Annotated in this window: 17 protein-coding genes; 14 read left to right on the plus strand and 3 right to left on the minus strand. The window is 71.8% G+C overall.

All coding sequences use genetic code 11. The features are described 5' to 3' along the window. Positions 1 to 64 precede the first annotated feature (64 nt). Genes bioB through AC5Y6X_RS09790 form a run of 3 tightly spaced genes read left to right on the plus strand, consistent with a single transcriptional unit; the run spans position 65 to position 1,986 of the window. The gene (gene bioB, locus AC5Y6X_RS09780; protein ID WP_499986173.1) at positions 65 to 1,102 is read left to right on the plus strand and encodes a biotin synthase BioB; all 1,038 of its coding nucleotides are present in this window, start codon (positions 65 to 67) and stop codon (positions 1,100 to 1,102) included. A gap of 12 nt (positions 1,103 to 1,114) precedes the next feature. Then, entirely contained in the window at positions 1,115 to 1,342 is a 228-nt protein-coding gene (gene bsaP, locus AC5Y6X_RS09785) for a biotin synthase auxiliary protein BsaP (RefSeq protein WP_499986176.1), read from the plus strand. Continuing rightward, positions 1,339 to 1,986, plus strand: coding sequence for a DUF2567 domain-containing protein (locus AC5Y6X_RS09790; RefSeq protein WP_499986178.1), 648 nt, complete (start codon positions 1,339 to 1,341; stop codon positions 1,984 to 1,986). The genes bsaP and AC5Y6X_RS09790 overlap by 4 nt, the downstream gene beginning before the upstream one ends. On the opposite strand, the gene AC5Y6X_RS09795 is transcribed toward AC5Y6X_RS09790, so the two are convergent. Beyond that, positions 1,983 to 3,323, minus strand: a complete 1,341-nt coding sequence (locus AC5Y6X_RS09795; RefSeq protein WP_499986180.1) for a lipase family protein — start codon at positions 3,321 to 3,323, stop codon at positions 1,983 to 1,985. The two genes, AC5Y6X_RS09790 and AC5Y6X_RS09795, sit on opposite strands and share 4 nt — an antisense overlap. 121 nt (positions 3,324 to 3,444) lie before the next feature. Next, positions 3,445 to 4,197: an NUDIX hydrolase gene (locus AC5Y6X_RS09800; protein WP_499986181.1), complete on the minus strand. Its 753-nt coding sequence runs from the start codon at positions 4,195 to 4,197 to the stop codon at positions 3,445 to 3,447. 49 nt (positions 4,198 to 4,246) lie between these two features. On the opposite strand from AC5Y6X_RS09800, the gene nadA reads away from it, so the two are divergent. From nadA to nadC, 3 genes are read left to right on the plus strand one after another with little or no spacing between them, the layout of a single operon-like run. Beyond that, the gene (gene nadA / locus AC5Y6X_RS09805) at positions 4,247 to 5,296 is read left to right on the plus strand and encodes a quinolinate synthase NadA (RefSeq protein WP_499986183.1); all 1,050 of its coding nucleotides are present in this window, start codon (positions 4,247 to 4,249) and stop codon (positions 5,294 to 5,296) included. Next, entirely contained in the window at positions 5,296 to 6,876 is a 1,581-nt protein-coding gene (locus tag AC5Y6X_RS09810) for an L-aspartate oxidase (RefSeq protein WP_499986491.1), read from the plus strand. The genes nadA and AC5Y6X_RS09810 overlap by 1 nt, the downstream gene beginning before the upstream one ends. Next, positions 6,873 to 7,733 (plus strand): carboxylating nicotinate-nucleotide diphosphorylase, encoded by an 861-nt coding sequence (gene nadC, locus AC5Y6X_RS09815; protein WP_499986185.1) that lies wholly within the window; start codon positions 6,873 to 6,875, stop codon positions 7,731 to 7,733. The genes AC5Y6X_RS09810 and nadC overlap by 4 nt, the downstream gene beginning before the upstream one ends. Before the next feature lie 97 nt (positions 7,734 to 7,830). Here nadC and AC5Y6X_RS09820 read toward each other — a convergent pair whose 3' ends face one another. Then, entirely contained in the window at positions 7,831 to 8,253 is a 423-nt protein-coding gene (locus AC5Y6X_RS09820; RefSeq protein WP_499986186.1) for a nitroreductase family deazaflavin-dependent oxidoreductase, read from the minus strand. A 77-nt stretch (positions 8,254 to 8,330) separates the two neighbouring features. Here AC5Y6X_RS09820 and hisD point away from each other — a divergent pair, with 77 nt between their 5' ends. The 8 genes from hisD (at position 8,331) to hisI (ending at position 14,777) form a co-directional block, all read left to right on the plus strand. Continuing rightward, positions 8,331 to 9,659: a histidinol dehydrogenase gene (gene hisD / locus AC5Y6X_RS09825; protein WP_499986492.1), complete on the plus strand. Its 1,329-nt coding sequence runs from the start codon at positions 8,331 to 8,333 to the stop codon at positions 9,657 to 9,659. Further along, positions 9,656 to 10,792, plus strand: a complete 1,137-nt coding sequence (locus tag AC5Y6X_RS09830; RefSeq protein WP_499986189.1) for a histidinol-phosphate transaminase — start codon at positions 9,656 to 9,658, stop codon at positions 10,790 to 10,792. The genes hisD and AC5Y6X_RS09830 overlap by 4 nt, the downstream gene beginning before the upstream one ends. After that, entirely contained in the window at positions 10,789 to 11,406 is a 618-nt protein-coding gene (gene hisB, locus AC5Y6X_RS09835) for an imidazoleglycerol-phosphate dehydratase HisB (RefSeq protein WP_499986190.1), read from the plus strand. Before AC5Y6X_RS09830 ends, hisB begins: the two co-directional genes overlap by 4 nt. Next, entirely contained in the window at positions 11,403 to 12,023 is a 621-nt protein-coding gene (gene hisH, locus AC5Y6X_RS09840; protein WP_499986191.1) for an imidazole glycerol phosphate synthase subunit HisH, read from the plus strand. Before hisB ends, hisH begins: the two co-directional genes overlap by 4 nt. Before the next feature lie 82 nt (positions 12,024 to 12,105). Then, positions 12,106 to 12,840, plus strand: a complete 735-nt coding sequence (gene priA / locus AC5Y6X_RS09845; RefSeq protein WP_499986193.1) for a bifunctional 1-(5-phosphoribosyl)-5-((5-phosphoribosylamino)methylideneamino)imidazole-4-carboxamide isomerase/phosphoribosylanthranilate isomerase PriA — start codon at positions 12,106 to 12,108, stop codon at positions 12,838 to 12,840. A 7-nt stretch (positions 12,841 to 12,847) separates the two neighbouring features. Then, positions 12,848 to 13,648, plus strand: coding sequence for an inositol monophosphatase family protein (locus tag AC5Y6X_RS09850; RefSeq protein WP_499986195.1), 801 nt, complete (start codon positions 12,848 to 12,850; stop codon positions 13,646 to 13,648). After that, positions 13,648 to 14,433, plus strand: coding sequence for an imidazole glycerol phosphate synthase subunit HisF (gene hisF, locus AC5Y6X_RS09855; RefSeq protein ID WP_324677840.1), 786 nt, complete (start codon positions 13,648 to 13,650; stop codon positions 14,431 to 14,433). Before AC5Y6X_RS09850 ends, hisF begins: the two co-directional genes overlap by 1 nt. Then, positions 14,430 to 14,777, plus strand: a complete 348-nt coding sequence (hisI, locus tag AC5Y6X_RS09860) for a phosphoribosyl-AMP cyclohydrolase (RefSeq protein WP_499986197.1) — start codon at positions 14,430 to 14,432, stop codon at positions 14,775 to 14,777. Before hisF ends, hisI begins: the two co-directional genes overlap by 4 nt.

Here is a 14,777-nt window from a genome sequence, read left to right on the forward strand (position 1 = left end):
GGCCGCCGTCGACGGCGGGCGTGTCCCGGCGCGTGGACACGAGAAACAGGCAGGGGAGTACCTGGTGACGCGAGCGGCGACTCGACCGACGGCCGAGACCGGCAACGACGCAGACATCCTGGCGGAGGCGCGCCGGCAGGTGCTGGAGCGCGGTGAGGGGCTCGGCTTCGGCCAGGTGCTGCGCGTGTTGCGGCTGCCCGACGACCGGCTCGATGAGCTGCTGGCGCTGGCTCACGAGGTGCGGATGCGCTGGTGCGGCCCCGAGGTGGAGGTCGAGGGCATCATCAGCCTGAAGACCGGCGGTTGCCCCGAGGACTGCCACTTCTGCTCCCAGTCGGGGCTGTTCTCGTCGCCGGTGCGCAGCGCGCGGCTGGACATCCCGAGCCTCGTCGAGGCCGCCAAGCAGACCGCCAAGTCGGGCGCCACGGAATTCTGCATCGTGGCCGCGGTGCGCGGTCCCGACGAGCGGCTGATGGCCCAGGTCGCGGCCGGCATCGAGGCGATCCGCAACGAGGTCGAGATCAACATCGCCTGCTCGCTGGGGATGCTGACCGCGGAGCAGGTGGAACAGCTGTCGGCGATGGGCGTGCACCGCTACAACCACAACCTCGAGACGGCGCGCTCGTTCTTCACCAACGTCGTCACCACCCACACGTGGGAGGAGCGCTGGCAGACCCTGTCGATGGTGCGCGACGCGGGCATGGAGGTGTGCTGCGGCGGCATCCTCGGTATGGGGGAGACGCTGGAACAGCGGGCGGAATTTGCCGCCGAGCTCGCCGAGCTGGGGCCCGACGAGGTGCCGCTGAACTTCCTCAACCCGCGGCCGGGCACGCCGTTCGGGGACCTGGAGGTGCTGCCGGTCAGCGAGGCGCTGAAGTCGGTGGCCGCGTTCCGGCTGGCGCTGCCGCGCACGATGTTGCGCTTCGCCGGCGGCCGCGAGATCACCCTGGGCGACCTGGGCGCCAAGAAGGGCATCCTGGGCGGCATCAACGCCGTGATCGTCGGCAACTACCTGACCACGCTGGGCCGCCCGGCCGAGGCCGACCTGGAACTGCTCGACGACCTGCAGATGCCCATCAAGGCGCTCAATGCCACCTTGTAAGACACTGGAACCGTGGTTGGAGATCTGGGCGTTCCGGTGAGCGCCGGTGTGTACAACGTCTACACCGGGGAGTTGGGGGGCACGGTGTCACCGACGGCGGCCCAGTTGGGCCTCGAGCCTCCCCGGTTCTGCGCCGAGTGCGGGCGCCGGATGGTGGTGCAGGTGCGCCCCGACGGCTGGCGGGCGCGCTGCTCGCGCCACGGCGCGGTGGACTCGGCCGACTTGGAGGCACAGCGGTGACCGAACCTTCCGGACCCTCCGGCGCCCCGCGGCGTGCGCGCGCGAAAGTCATTGCGGCGCTGGGATTTTCGGCGGTCGGGGTGCTGATCGGCGCCCTGTGGGCGTGGATCGCCCCGCCGATCCACGTGGTGGTGGCGATCACCCGCGCGGGTGATCGGGTGCACGACTACCTGGGCAGCGAATCCGAGCACTTCTTCAACGCGCCGTGCCTGATGCTGGGTCTGCTGACGGTGGTGGCGGTCGTCGCGCCGGTGTGGGCGTGGCAGCGGCGCGAGCACCGGGGGCCCGGGACGGTCGCCGGCCTTTCGGTCGGCATGGTCGTCGTCGCCGCGGCCGCCACGGCGGTGGGGGCGCTCGGGGTCCTGCTGCGCTACGGGGCGGTGAACTTCGACGCCGTGCCGCTGTTCGGAAAGCCCGCGGTGGCGTACGTCGTCCAGGCGCCGCCGGTGTTCTTCGGTCCGGGACCGCTGCAGGTGGTGCTCACCCTGCTGTGGCCCGCGGGCGTCGCCGCCCTGGTGTACGCGGTGCTCGCGGCCGGGAGCGCGCGCGACGACCTGGGGGCCGTGCCGGTCGCCGAGCAGCCGTCCTCCACGCTGCCCATGGAGCCCGAGGCCCCGATCTCACAGGGGTCTGTGGGGCCTTAGAGCGGCCGGTGGCGAATCTTGCGGCCGGTGATGACCTTGGCGGCGATCGTGACCAGGCGCACCATGCCGGCGTAGGTCATCGGGTTGAACGCCGTCGGCCACACGGTCCGGATCAGGTGGTCGCTCAGCGGGCGGCGGGCGAACCGGTCGGTGAGCCAGCGCAGCGTCATCGGGGCGGACAGCGGGTGCAGCAGCATGTGCTCGTTGAACGCGTCGCGGTGGTAGCTGACCTCGGCGCCGCCGGCCGAATACGCGTCGGCCAGCGCATCGATGTCGTTGACGTCGATCAGGTAGTCGTGCACGGCCTGCACGATCAGCACCGGCGGGGTCGGCACCACCGCGCCCAGCTTGATGGTCTGGAAGACGTGCGTGATCTCCGGCGTGGACAGGATGTCCTCGAGCGGCTCGTCGAGGTAGTCGCCCATGTTCTTGCCGGCCATCCGCAGGACCGCCTCCGCGGTCGTCATCGTCTTCAGCGAGTCCAGCAGGGCGCGCCCCTCGTCGTTGGTGTGCTCCTTGATCACCCGGTCCAGGTCGGGGTAGACGTGCGTCAGCGCCGCCACCACCAGCGCGGGCAGCCCGGCGAAGAACTTGCCGTTGAGGCGGCGAAAGGTGTTGCCCAGGTCGCCGACGGGCGAGCCCAGCACCGCCCCCACGATGTCCAGCTCGGGCGCGTAGTCGCCGCACATCTCCGCGGCCCACGCGCTGGCCAGGCCGCCGCCGGAGTAGCCCCACAGCCCGATGGGCGCCGACGGGGACAATCCGAGGCGCTCGGAGCTCAGCGCGGCCCTGATGCCGTCGAGGATGCGATACCCCGGCTCGTACGGCGCGCCCCAGGTGCCCCCGAGGCCCTCGTGGTCGGGCACCGAGACCGCCCAGCCCTCGGCGACGGCGGCGGCGACCAGCAGGAGCTCCAGCTGGGCCAGCGACCCGAGCGCCTTCGCCCTCCTGCGCATCGCATACGAGGGAAAACAGCGCGACGACACGGCGTCGATCGCGCACTGATACGACAGCAACGGACAGGTCTGCCCCTCGGCCAGCTCGGCCGGGACGATCACCGTGGTGACCGACGCCTCGGGCTCGCCGTTGAGGTCCATCGTGCGGTACAGCAGCTGGGTGGCCCTGACGGGTTGCGGCACCAGGCCCAAGAACGCCAGCTCGACCTCGCGCGAGCGCAACACGGTGCCGGGCTCGGCGTGCTGAAACCCGGGCGGCGGCTGGTAGAACGGGTCGTCGCAGGGCAGCAGCGGACGCACCTTGCGCTGCAGTTCCTCGTGCGGTGGCCGACCGATCCACTCGGCGCCGCGCACACCCGCCAGATTGCCGAGCTCAACCATTGAGGATCCCTTCTTGGCCAACCGGCATTCTTGCGCATGAACGCCCGGTAACTAAAGCGCAACAGCCGCATTGTGAGCCAGTTCTCGTCGGCTCCCGGCGAGTCGCCGGCGCCACTGTCGTCTAATTTACCGTCGCGTCACTCGACGGCTGGCCAGCCACGCCCGGGGGCCTTAGCGCGGCGAATTCGTCGGTGACCCTCAGCTGGGAGTCGGTGAAGTGGTACAGCGCCGCCGGCCGGCCGCCGCTGCGGCCGGATTGCGCCATGGTGCCGGTCTGGGTGATGACCCCGCGGCGGACCAGCACGCGTTGCAGGTTCGTCGCGTCGACCTGATAGCCCAGCGCGGCGCCATAGATGTCCCGGAGGGTCGACAGGGCGAATTCCCGTGGCGCCAAGGCGAATCCGATGTTGGTGTACGACATCTTGGCGACCAGCCGGGTGCGGGCGTGCGCCACCATCGGGCCGTGGTCGAACGCCATCGACGGCAGCGCGTTCACGGGATGCCAGCGCGTGTCCGGCGGCAGCTCGGGCGTGGCGGGGGAGGGCACCAGGCCCAGGAAGGTGGACGCGATCATCCGGGTGCCGGGCACCCGGTCGGGATCGGAGAACACGGCGAGCTGTTCGAGGTGGGCCAGCTCCCGCAGGTCGACCTTCTCGGCCAGCTGGCGCCGCACCGACGTGGTCATGTCCTCGTCGTTGCGCAGCCGCCCGCCCGGCAGCGACCACGCGCCCTTCTGCGGGTCGCGGGCACGCTGCCATAACAGCACGTTAAGCTGCGGTTTTTCCGCTCGCGGGCCCCTCGTAACCTGATGGGCGACCTGGCGAACCTGGAACACGACCGCAAGCACCTCGTGCGCGGTGCTACCATGGGCCATGTTTTCGATTGTAAGTCGAAAACCTCCCGGACGCGAAAGGAGCTTCTCCGTGACGGTTTTGAATCGCATGGACACGCTCGCGGACGACCTGATTGCCGGCATCACCGATTCGCCCACCGGCTACACCGGTGTCGACGGCGACGCGCAGTGGGCAGCCGAGATCCGCCGACTGGCAGACCTGCGCAACGCCACCGTGCTCGCGCACAACTACCAGCTGCCCGCCATCCAGGACGTCGCCGACCACGTCGGCGACTCGCTGGCGCTGTCGCGGATCGCCGCCGAGGCGCCCGAGGACACCATCGTGTTCTGCGGCGTGCACTTCATGGCCGAGACCGCCAAGATCCTGAGCCCCGACAAGACCGTGCTGATCCCGGATCAGCGGGCCGGCTGCTCGCTGGCCGAGTCCATCACCCCCGACGAGCTGCGCGCCTGGAAGGACGAGCACCCCGCCGCCGTCGTCGTCTCCTACGTCAACACCACCGCGGCGGTGAAGGCGCTCACCGACATCTGCTGCACCTCGTCCAACGCGGTCGACGTGGTCGAGTCCATCGACCCCGATCGCGAGGTGTTGTTCTGCCCGGACCAATTCCTCGGCGCCCATGTCCGCCGCGTGACCGGCCGCACCAACCTGCACGTGTGGGCCGGCGAATGCCACGTGCACGCCGGGATCAACGGTGACGAGCTCACCGAGCAGGCCCGCGCCAACCCCGACGCCGAATTGTTCGTGCACCCCGAATGCGGTTGCGCCACTTCTGCTTTGTACCTCGCCGGCGAGGGCGCCTTCCCGCGGGACCGGGTTCGGATCCTGTCCACCGGCGGCATGCTCGAGGCCGCCGGCGCCACGCACGCCCGCAAGGTCCTGGTCGCCACCGAGGTCGGCATGTTGTACCAGTTGCGCCGGGCGGCACCGGAAGTCGACTTCCGCGCGGTCAACGACCGCGCGTCGTGCAGGTACATGAAGATGATCACCCCGGCGGCCCTGCTGCGCTGCCTGGTCGAGGGCGCCGACGAGGTCGACGTCGACCCGCAGATCGCGGCGGCGGCCCGGCGCAGCGTGCAGCGAATGATCGAGATCGGACAGCCGGGCGGCGGCGAATGATCGCGCGCCCGGCCTGGACGGACAGCGCCAACGTCGTCGTGATCGGCACCGGCGTCGCGGGTTTGGCCGCCGGGCTGGCCGCCCACCGCGCCGGCCGCCGGGTCGTCGTGCTGAGCAAGGCCGACCAGACGCGGGGCGTGACGGCGACGCACTACGCGCAGGGCGGCATCGCGGTGGTCCTGCCGGACAACGACGACTCGGTGGACGCCCACGTCGCCGACACGCTGGCCGCCGGCGCGGGCCTGTGCGACCCGGACGCGGTGTGCTCGATCGTCGCCGACGGCTACCGCGCGGTGTCCGAATTGGTCGGCGACGGAGCGCGATTCGACGAATCGGTCCCCGGCCGCTGGGACGTGACGCGGGAAGGCGGGCACTCGCGGCGGCGTATCGTGCACGCCGGGGGCGACGCCACCGGCGCCGAGGTGCAGCGGGCGCTCGACCACGCCGCGGCCATGCTGGACATCCGCACCGGTCACGTCGCGCTACGGGTGCTGCACGACGGCTCCCTTGGGGTGGAAGCGGTGACCGGGGTGTCGGTGGGCAACCCGGGCGGGATCGGGATCATCAGCGCCCCGTCGGTGATCCTGGCGTCCGGCGGGCTCGGGCACCTGTACGGCGCGACCACCAACCCCGAGGGCTCAACCGGCGACGGGATCGCGCTGGCGTTGTGGGCCGGTGTCGCGGTCAGCGACCTCGAGTTCATCCAGTTCCACCCGACCATGCTGTTTGGCGGCCGAGGCGGCGGCCGGCGGCCGCTGGTCACCGAGGCCATCCGCGGCGAGGGTGCGATACTGCTTGACGGGCAAGGCAATTCGGTGACCGCCGGCGTTCACCCGATGGGCGATCTGGCGCCACGCGACGTCGTCGCGGCGGCCATCGATGCGCGGCTGAGGGCCACCGGCGACGCGTGCGTCTACCTCGACGCCCGCGGCATCGACGGCTTCGAGGCCCGCTTCCCGACCGTGACGGCCGCATGCCGCTCGGCGGGCATCGACCCGGTGCGCCAACCCATTCCGGTCGTGCCGGGCGCGCACTACAGCTGCGGCGGCGTTGTCGCCGACGTGTGCGGTCAAACCGAGATGCCGGGGCTGTTCGCCGCCGGCGAGGTGGCCCGCACCGGGATGCACGGCGCAAATCGCCTGGCGTCCAACAGCCTGCTGGAGGGCTTGGTGGTCGGCGGCCGCGCCGGACGCGCCGCGGCCGCCCACGCGGCGGCGGCCGGGCGGTGCCGCGCGGCCGCGCCCGAGCCGATCGTGTACACCGCGGCGCAGCGTCGGGAGCTGCAGCGCGCGATGAGCCGGGACGCGTCGGTGGTGCGCAACGCCGTTGGGCTGCGGGAGTTGGCGGACACCCTGGCCCGGGCGGGGGTTCGCAACGTCGCGGGCCGTCGGGATTTCGAGGACGTGGCGTTGACGCTGACCGCGCGCGCGGTGGCCGCGGCGGCGTTGGCGCGCAACGAAAGCCGGGGCTGCCACCATCGCGCGGAGTTCCCGGACGCCGCGCCGGACCAGGCGCGCAGCATCGAGGTTCGGCTGGCCGACGGCCAGGTGCGGGCCGAGGCATTGGCGGCCGTGTGTTGACGACTCTTTCCGACTGCGAGCGCGGCGCCGCCCTGGACGTCATCCGCCGCGGCCTGCAGGAGGATCTGCGTTACGGGCCCGACGTCACCACGGCGGCGACGGTGCCGGCCGACGCGGTCGCCACGGCGTCGATGGTGCCGCGGGAGGCGGGCGTGATCGCCGGGCTGGACATCGCGCTGCTGGTGCTCGACGAGGTGCTCGGCGCCGGCGGCTACCAGGTGCTGGGCCGTGTCGACGACGGAGCCCGGGCGCAACCGGGCGTGCCGGTGTTGACGGTGCGTGCCCAAACCCGCGGCCTGTTGACCGCCGAGCGGACCATGCTGAACCTCATCTGCCACCTGTCGGGGATCGCCACCGCGACGGCGGCCTGGGTCGACGCGGTGAGCGGCACCAAGGCCAAGGTTCGCGACACCCGCAAGACGCTGCCCGGCCTGCGTGCGCTGCAGAAGTACGCGGTGCGGGTCGGCGGCGGCGTCAACCACCGGTTGGGCCTGGGCGACGCGGCCCTGATCAAGGACAACCATGTGGCGGCCGCCGGGTCGGTGGTCGAGGCACTGCGCGCCGTGCGCGAGGCCGCGCCCGAGCTGCCCTGCGAGGTCGAGGTGGACTCCCTCGAGCAGTTCGACGAGGTGCTGCCCGAGAAGCCCGAGCTGATCCTGCTGGACAACTTCCCGGTGTGGCAGACGCAGACCGCCGTGCAGCGCAGGAACTCCCGAGCGCCCGCCGTGCTGCTGGAGTCCTCCGGCGGGCTCAGCCTGGACACCGCGGCGACCTACGCCGCGACCGGGGTGGATTACCTGGCCGTCGGCGCGCTGACCCACTCGGTGCGCGTGCTCGACATCGGCCTGGACATGTAGCTTCCCCGCCCCGCCCTCTCCGTCGAGCGTGCGCGGTTGTGCGCAACACGCCGCGAGTTCCCGTGCATCTGCGCACGCTCGACGGGTGAGGCGGGCCTCAGGCGACGTCGCCGACGAAAACGCCGATGCGGCGCAGCTGCGCGCGGGCCATCCGCGGCAGGGCCTCGGCTTCCGGGCCGTCGGAGCCGGCCGGCAAGATGCGTGGGTTGGTGATGTGGACCACGCGGTTGCGGCTGAACTGCACGTCCGCCTCGCCGGCGGCCAGCACGTTCTTCACCCAGTTCGTCTTGCCGTGGCCCAGCGCGATCGCCAGCACGTTGCCCTTGCGGTAGGGCGTGATGACGGTCTCGTACTGCTTGCCGGACGTGCGGCCGCGATGCTTGATGGTCGCGGTCCCGGGCAGAAACCGGGCGATCGGCTTGACCACCGGGTTGAAGTACTTGATCTGGAAGCGCTCGAACCAGGGCGGAAACACCATCGGGACACCGGGAGCGTTGTTGGGGTGATCCTTCGCGGACATGACGGCCACACTACCGGTCGGATATCCAGTTGAGCTGCTCTGGGACAATGGACCCCGTGACTGCCACGCCGCAACCCGTGCTGGCCCGCATCGACCTGCGGGGCGCGGAGCTGACGGCCGCCCGGCTGCGGGCCACGCTGCCGCGCGGCGGCGCCGACGTGGAGACCGTGCTCCCCCAGGTGCGGCCGATCGTGCAGGCCGTCGCCGAGCGGGGGGCCGAGGCGGCCCTGGAGTTCGCGGCGAAGTTCGACGGCGTGCGGCCGGCGGCCGTGCGGGTGCCCGACGCGGCGCTGCGGGACGCGCTGGCCGGGCTGGACGAGGGCGTGCGCGACGCGCTGCGGGCGATGATCGAGCGGACCCGCGCCGTGCACGCCGACCAGCGCCGCGCCGACGTCACCACCACGCTCGGCCCGGGCGCGACCGTCACTGAGCGGTGGGTCCCCGTCGAGCGGGTGGGCCTGTACGTGCCCGGCGGCAACGCCGTCTACCCGTCCAGCGTGGTGATGAACGTGGTGCCCGCGCAGGTCGCCGGTGTCGACTCGCTGGTGGTGGCCAGCCCGCCGCAGAGGCGCTCGCAGGGCCGGTTCGAAGGCTTGCCGCATCCGACGATCCTGGCCGCGGCCCGGCTGCTGGGCGTCGACGAGGTCTGGGCGGTGGGCGGTGCGCAGGCGGTGGCGTTGCTGGCCTACGGCGGAACCGACACCGACGGCGCCGACCTGACGCCGGTCGACATGATCACCGGGCCGGGCAACATCTACGTGACCGCCGCCAAGCGGCTCTGCCGCTCGCGGGTGGGCATCGACGCCGAGGCCGGGCCGACGGAGATCGCGATCCTGGCCGACAACACCGCCGACCCGGCGCACCTGGCCGCCGACCTGATCAGCCAGGCCGAACACGACGAGATGGCCGGCAGCGTGCTGGTCACCCCCAGCGAGGACCTCGCCGCGGCCACCGACGCCGAGGTGGCGGCCCAGCTGCGGACCACGGTGCACCGCGAGCGGGTGACGGCCGCCCTGACAGGACGCCAGTCGGGCATCATCCTGGTCGACGACCTCGACGCCGGGATCACGGTGGTCAACGCCTACGCCGCCGAGCACCTGGAGATCCAGACCGCCGATGCGCCGCGGGTCGCCGGCCGAATACGTTCGGCCGGAGCCATTTTCGTCGGCCCGTACGCGCCGGTGAGCCTCGGCGACTACTGCGCGGGCTCCAACCACGTGCTGCCGACCGGCGGCAGCGCGCGGCACTCCAGTGGCCTGTCGGTGCAGACCTTTTTGCGCGGCATCCACGTCGTCGACTACACGGAGGCGGCGCTCAAAGACGTCTCCGGGCACGTGGTCACGCTGGCCGAGGCCGAAGACCTGCCGTCGCACGGCGAGGCGATCCGGCGGAGGTTCGAGCGATGACCGAACCCGGCAAGCCCACGCTGGACGACCTGCCGCTGCGCGACGACCTGCGCGGCAAATCGCCCTATGGCGCACCGCAATTGGCGGTCCCAGTGCGGCTGAACACCAACGAGAACCCGCACCCGCCCACCCGGGCGCTCGTCGACGACGTGACGCGCTCGGTGGCCGCGGCGGCCGCCGACCTGCACCGCTACCCCGACCGCGACGCGGTGGCCCTGCGCGAAGACCTGGCCGCCTACCTCACCGCGCAGACCGGCACGCCGCTCGGCGTGGAAAACCTCTGGGCCGCCAATGGTTCCAACGAGGTCCTGCAGCAACTGCTGCAGGCGTTCGGCGGACCGGGGCGCAGCGCCATCGGGTTCGCGCCGTCGTACTCGATGCACCCGATCATCGCCGGCGGCACCCACACCGAGTGGATCGAGGCGGCCCGCGCCGACGACTTCAGCCTCGACGTCGACGCCGCCGTCGCCGCCATCACCGACCGCAGGCCCGACGTGGTGTTCGTCGCCAGCCCCAACAACCCGTCGGGACAGAGCGTTTCGCTGCCGGACCTGCGGCGGCTGCTCGACGTGGTACCGGGGATCTTGATCGTCGACGAGGCCTACGGGGAGTTCTCGTCGGTGCCCAGCGCCGTGGCGCTGGTCGGGGAGTATCCGACCCGCCTCGTCGTCACCCGCACCATGAGCAAGGCGTTCGCCTTCGCCGGCGGCCGGCTCGGCTATCTGATCGCCACGCCGGCGGTGATCGACGCGATGCTGCTGGTGCGGCTGCCCTACCACCTGTCGTCGATCACCCAGGCCGCGGCCCGGGCCGCGCTGCGGCACGCCGACGACACGCTGGGCAGCGTCGCCACCCTGGTCGCCGAGCGCGAACGCGTCACAAAGGCATTGAGCGGCATGGGCTTTCGGGTGATCCCGAGTGACGCGAACTTCGTGCTGTTCGGTCAGTTCGCCGACGCGCCGGCCACCTGGCAACGCTACCTGGACGCCGGCATCCTGATCCGCGACGTCGGGATCCCCGGGTACCTGCGCGCCACCACCGGGCTGGCCGACGAGAACGACGCGTTCCTGCGAGTCAGCGCCCAGATCGCGGCGACCGAATTGGCGCCCGTCACACCAGTAGGAGCCCAGTGAGCACCGAATCCCGTCGCGCGCGCATCGAGCGGCGCACCAAGGAATCCGACATCGTCGTCGAGCTCGACCTCGACGGCACCGGGCAGGTGCACGTCGACACCGGGGTGCCGTTCTACGACCACATGCTGACAGCATTGGGCAGCCATGCCAGCTTCGACCTGACCGTGCGCACGAAGGGCGACGTGGAGATCGAGGCGCATCACACCATCGAGGACACCGCGATCGCGCTGGGTCAGGCGCTCGGGCAGGCCCTCGGCGACAAGAAGGGCATCCGCCGGTTCGGCGACGCCTTCATCCCGATGGACGAGGCGCTGGCGCACGCCGCCGTCGACGTGTCCGGGCGGCCGTACTGCGTGCACACCGGCGAGCCGGATCACCTGCGGCACATCACGATTGCCGGTAGCTCGGTGCCCTATCACACCGTCGTCAACCGGCACGTGTTCGAGACGCTGGCCGCCAACGCCCGCATCGCGCTGCACGTGCGCGTCCTCTACGGCCGCGACCCTCACCACATCACCGAGGCGCAGTACAAGGCGGTGGCCCGCGCGTTGCGTCAGGCGGTCGAGCCCGACCCGCGGACCTCCGGTGTGCCGTCGACCAAAGGCGTTCTGTGACAACACGATCGGTCGTGGTTCTGGACTACGGCTCGGGTAACCTGCGCTCGGCCCAGCGCGCGCTGCAGCGGGCCGGCGCCTCCGTCGAGGTGACCGCCGACGCCCGCGCGGCGGCGGCCGCCGACGGCCTGGTGGTGCCGGGCGTCGGCGCTTTCGAGGCCTGCATGACGGGGCTGCGCAAGATCGCGGGGGAGCGGATCATCGCCGAGCGGGTCGCCGCCGGGCGCCCGGTGCTGGGGGTCTGCGTCGGCATGCAGATCCTGTTCGCCCGCGGCGTCGAGTTCGGGGTGGAGACGACGGGCTGCGGGCAGTGGCCCGGGGCCGTCACCCGGCTGGAGGCCCCGGTGATCCCGCACATGGGCTGGAACGTGGTGCGGCCCGGGCCGGGCAGCGTGCTGTTCGACGGCGTGGACGCGGCCGCCCGGTTCTACTTCGTGCACTCCTACGCCGCGCAGTCCTGGGAGGGCTCACCGGACGCGGTGCTGACCTGGGCGACTCACGGGGTGCCGTTTTTGGCCGCGGTCGAGGACGGGCCGCTGGCCGCCACCCAATTCCACCCGGAGAAGAGCGGGGACGCCGGGGCGGCCGTGTTGAGCAACTGGGTCGGGGGACTGTGAACCACACCGCGAAACTGCAACTAGCGACACAAACGCCGAGAAGGCATGTCGCTAGTTGCAGTTTCGCGGCGCAGGAGGAGCCATGCCGTTGATTCTGCTACCCGCCGTCGACGTGGTCGAGGGTCGTGCGGTGCGCCTGGTGCAGGGCAAGGCCGGCAGCGAAACCGAGTACGGCTCCGCGCTGGACGCCGCCCTGGGCTGGCAGCGCGACGGGGCCGACTGGATCCATCTGGTGGACCTCGACGCCGCGTTCGGCCGCGGCTCCAACCGCGAACTGCTCGCCGAGGTCGTGGGCGAGCTCGACGTCAAGGTGGAGCTGTCCGGCGGCATCCGCGACGACGACTCCCTGGCCGCCGCGCTGGCGACCGGCTGCGCGCGGGTCAACCTGGGGACCGCCGCGCTGGAGAACCCGCAATGGTGCGCGCGGGCGATCGCCGAGCACGGCGACAGGGTAGCCGTCGGGTTGGACGTACAGGTCACCGACGGCGCGCACAGGCTGCGCGGCCGCGGCTGGGAAACCGACGGCGGCGACCTGTGGGACGTGCTGGAACGCCTTGACCGCGAAGGATGTTCGCGGTTCGTCGTCACCGACGTCACCAAGGACGGCACGCTCGGCGGCCCCAACATCGAGCTGCTGGCCGCCGTCGCGGAAAACACGCAGGCGCCGGTGATCGCCTCCGGCGGGGTGTCCAGCCTCGACGACCTGCGCGCCATCGCCACCCTCACCGGCCGCGGGGTGGAGGGCGCCATCGTCGGAAAGGCCCTCTACGCCGGGCGGTTCACCCTGCCGCAGGCGCTGGCCGCGGTGCGGGAGTAGCGCCGCCATGGATTTGGACGCGCTGGTAGCCGAGGCGTCGACGGTCCTGGACGCGGCGGTGCCGCGGTTCCTGGAGGGCCACCGCGCCGGCTCGGCGATTCGCAAGAAGGGCAACGACTTCGCCACCGAGGTCGACCTCGCCATCGAGCGGCAGGTCGTCGCCGCGCTGGAAGAGGCCACCGGAATCGGGGTGCACGGCGAGGAATTCGGCGGCCCGGCCGTCGACTCGCCGTGGGTGTGGGTGCTGGACCCCGTGGACGGCACGTTCAACTACGCCGCCGGCTCGCCGATGGCCGCGATCCTGTTGGGCCTGCTGCACGAGGGCGACCCGGTGGCCGGCCTGACCTGGTTGCCGTTCACCGGCGACCGCTACACCGCCGTCGCGGGTGGTCCGCTGATGAGAAACGGTGTGCCGCGGCCGCCGCTGGCCCACACCGAGCTGGCGGACGCGCTCGTGGCCGTCGGCACCTTCACCGCCGGCTCGCGCGGCCGCTTCCCGGGCCGCTACCGGCTGGCGGTGCTGGAGAAGCTCAGCCGGGTGTCGTCGCGGTTGCGCATGCACGGGTCGACGGGCATCGACCTGGTCTATGTCGCCGACGGAATACTGGGTGGCGCAATCACTTTCGGCGGCCACGTCTGGGATCACGCCGCGGGTGTGGCGCAGGTGCGCGCCGCGGGCGGCATCGTCACCACGCTGGCCGGCAAGCCGTGGACCCCGGAGTCGCGGTCGGTGCTGGCCGCCGCGCCCGGCGCACACGACGAGATCCTCGAAATCCTGCGCGCCACAGGCGATCCGGGGGATTACTGATGCACTCGCAAACCGGACTGGCCGTGCGCGTGATCCCGTGCCTGGACGTCGACGACGGGCGGGTGGTCAAGGGCGTCAACTTCGCCAACCTCCGCGACGCCGGCGACCCGGTGGAGCTTGCGGCCGTCTACGACGCCGAGGGCGCCGATGAGCTGACCTTCCTGGACGTGACCGCATCCTCGTCGGGCCGGGCGACCATGTTGGAGGTGGTGCGCCGCACCGCCGAGCAGGTGTTCATCCCGCTGACGGTCGGCGGCGGGGTGCGCACGGTGGCCGACGTCGACGTGCTGCTGCGCGCGGGGGCCGACAAGGTCTCGGTCAACACCGCCGCCATCGCCCGACCGGACCTGCTGGCGGAGATGGCCCGGCAGTTCGGCTCTCAGTGCATCGTGCTGTCGGTGGACGCCCGCACCGTGCCTCCCGCGTCGGCGCCGACACCATCGGGCTGGGAGGTCACCACCCACGGGGGCCGCCGCGGCACCGGGATCGACGCCGTCGAATGGGCGGCCCGCGGCGCCGAGCTCGGGGTGGGGGAGATCCTGCTGAACTCGATGGACGCCGACGGCACCAAGGCCGGCTTCGACCTGCCCATGCTGCGCGCGGTCCGCGCCGCGGTCACGGTACCGGTGATCGCCAGCGGCGGGGCGGGGGCGGCCGAACACTTCGCGCCCGCGGTCGCCGCCGGGGCCGATGCGGTGTTGGCGGCCAGCGTCTTTCACTTCCGCGAGCTGACCATCGGAGAGGTGAAGGCCGCGATGGCCGCAGAAGGGATCACTGTGCGATGACGCTGGACCCGAACATCGCCGCGCGGCTGAGGCGCAACGCCGACGGCCTGTTCACCGCCGTCGTGCAGGAGCGCGGCAGCGGCGACGTGCTGATGGTCGCGTGGATGGACGACGCGGCGCTGACCCGCACGCTGGAAACCCGTGAGGCGACGTACTATTCGCGATCGCGCGGCGAACAGTGGATCAAGGGTGCGACATCCGGCCACACCCAGCACGTCCATTCGGTGCGGCTGGACTGCGACGGCGACGCCGTGCTGCTGATCGTCGACCAGGTCGGCGGCGCCTGCCACACCGGCGACCACAGCTGCTTCGACGCCGACGTGCTGCTGGAACCCGAGGGTTAG

The sequence above is a fragment of the Mycobacterium sp. NGS26 genome (assembly GCF_059813025.1).

What these genes read in the sequence shown, in the direction of transcription:
- AC5Y6X_RS09830 (WP_499986189.1), top strand. Translation starts at nt 9,656, where the DNA reads ATGACCGAACCCGGCAAGCCCACGCTGGACGACCTGCCGCTGCGCGAC.
- AC5Y6X_RS09795 (WP_499986180.1), bottom strand. Translation starts at nt 3,323, where the DNA reads ATGGTTGAGCTCGGCAATCTGGCGGGTGTGCGCGGCGCCGAGTGGATC.
- hisI (WP_499986197.1), top strand. Translation starts at nt 14,430, where the DNA reads ATGACGCTGGACCCGAACATCGCCGCGCGGCTGAGGCGCAACGCCGAC.
- AC5Y6X_RS09800 (WP_499986181.1), bottom strand. Translation starts at nt 4,197, where the DNA reads ATGGCCCATGGTAGCACCGCGCACGAGGTGCTTGCGGTCGTGTTCCAG.
- AC5Y6X_RS09820 (WP_499986186.1), bottom strand. Translation starts at nt 8,253, where the DNA reads ATGTCCGCGAAGGATCACCCCAACAACGCTCCCGGTGTCCCGATGGTG.
- hisF (WP_324677840.1), top strand. Translation starts at nt 13,648, where the DNA reads ATGCACTCGCAAACCGGACTGGCCGTGCGCGTGATCCCGTGCCTGGAC.
- AC5Y6X_RS09850 (WP_499986195.1), top strand. Translation starts at nt 12,848, where the DNA reads ATGGATTTGGACGCGCTGGTAGCCGAGGCGTCGACGGTCCTGGACGCG.
- priA (WP_499986193.1), top strand. Translation starts at nt 12,106, where the DNA reads ATGCCGTTGATTCTGCTACCCGCCGTCGACGTGGTCGAGGGTCGTGCG.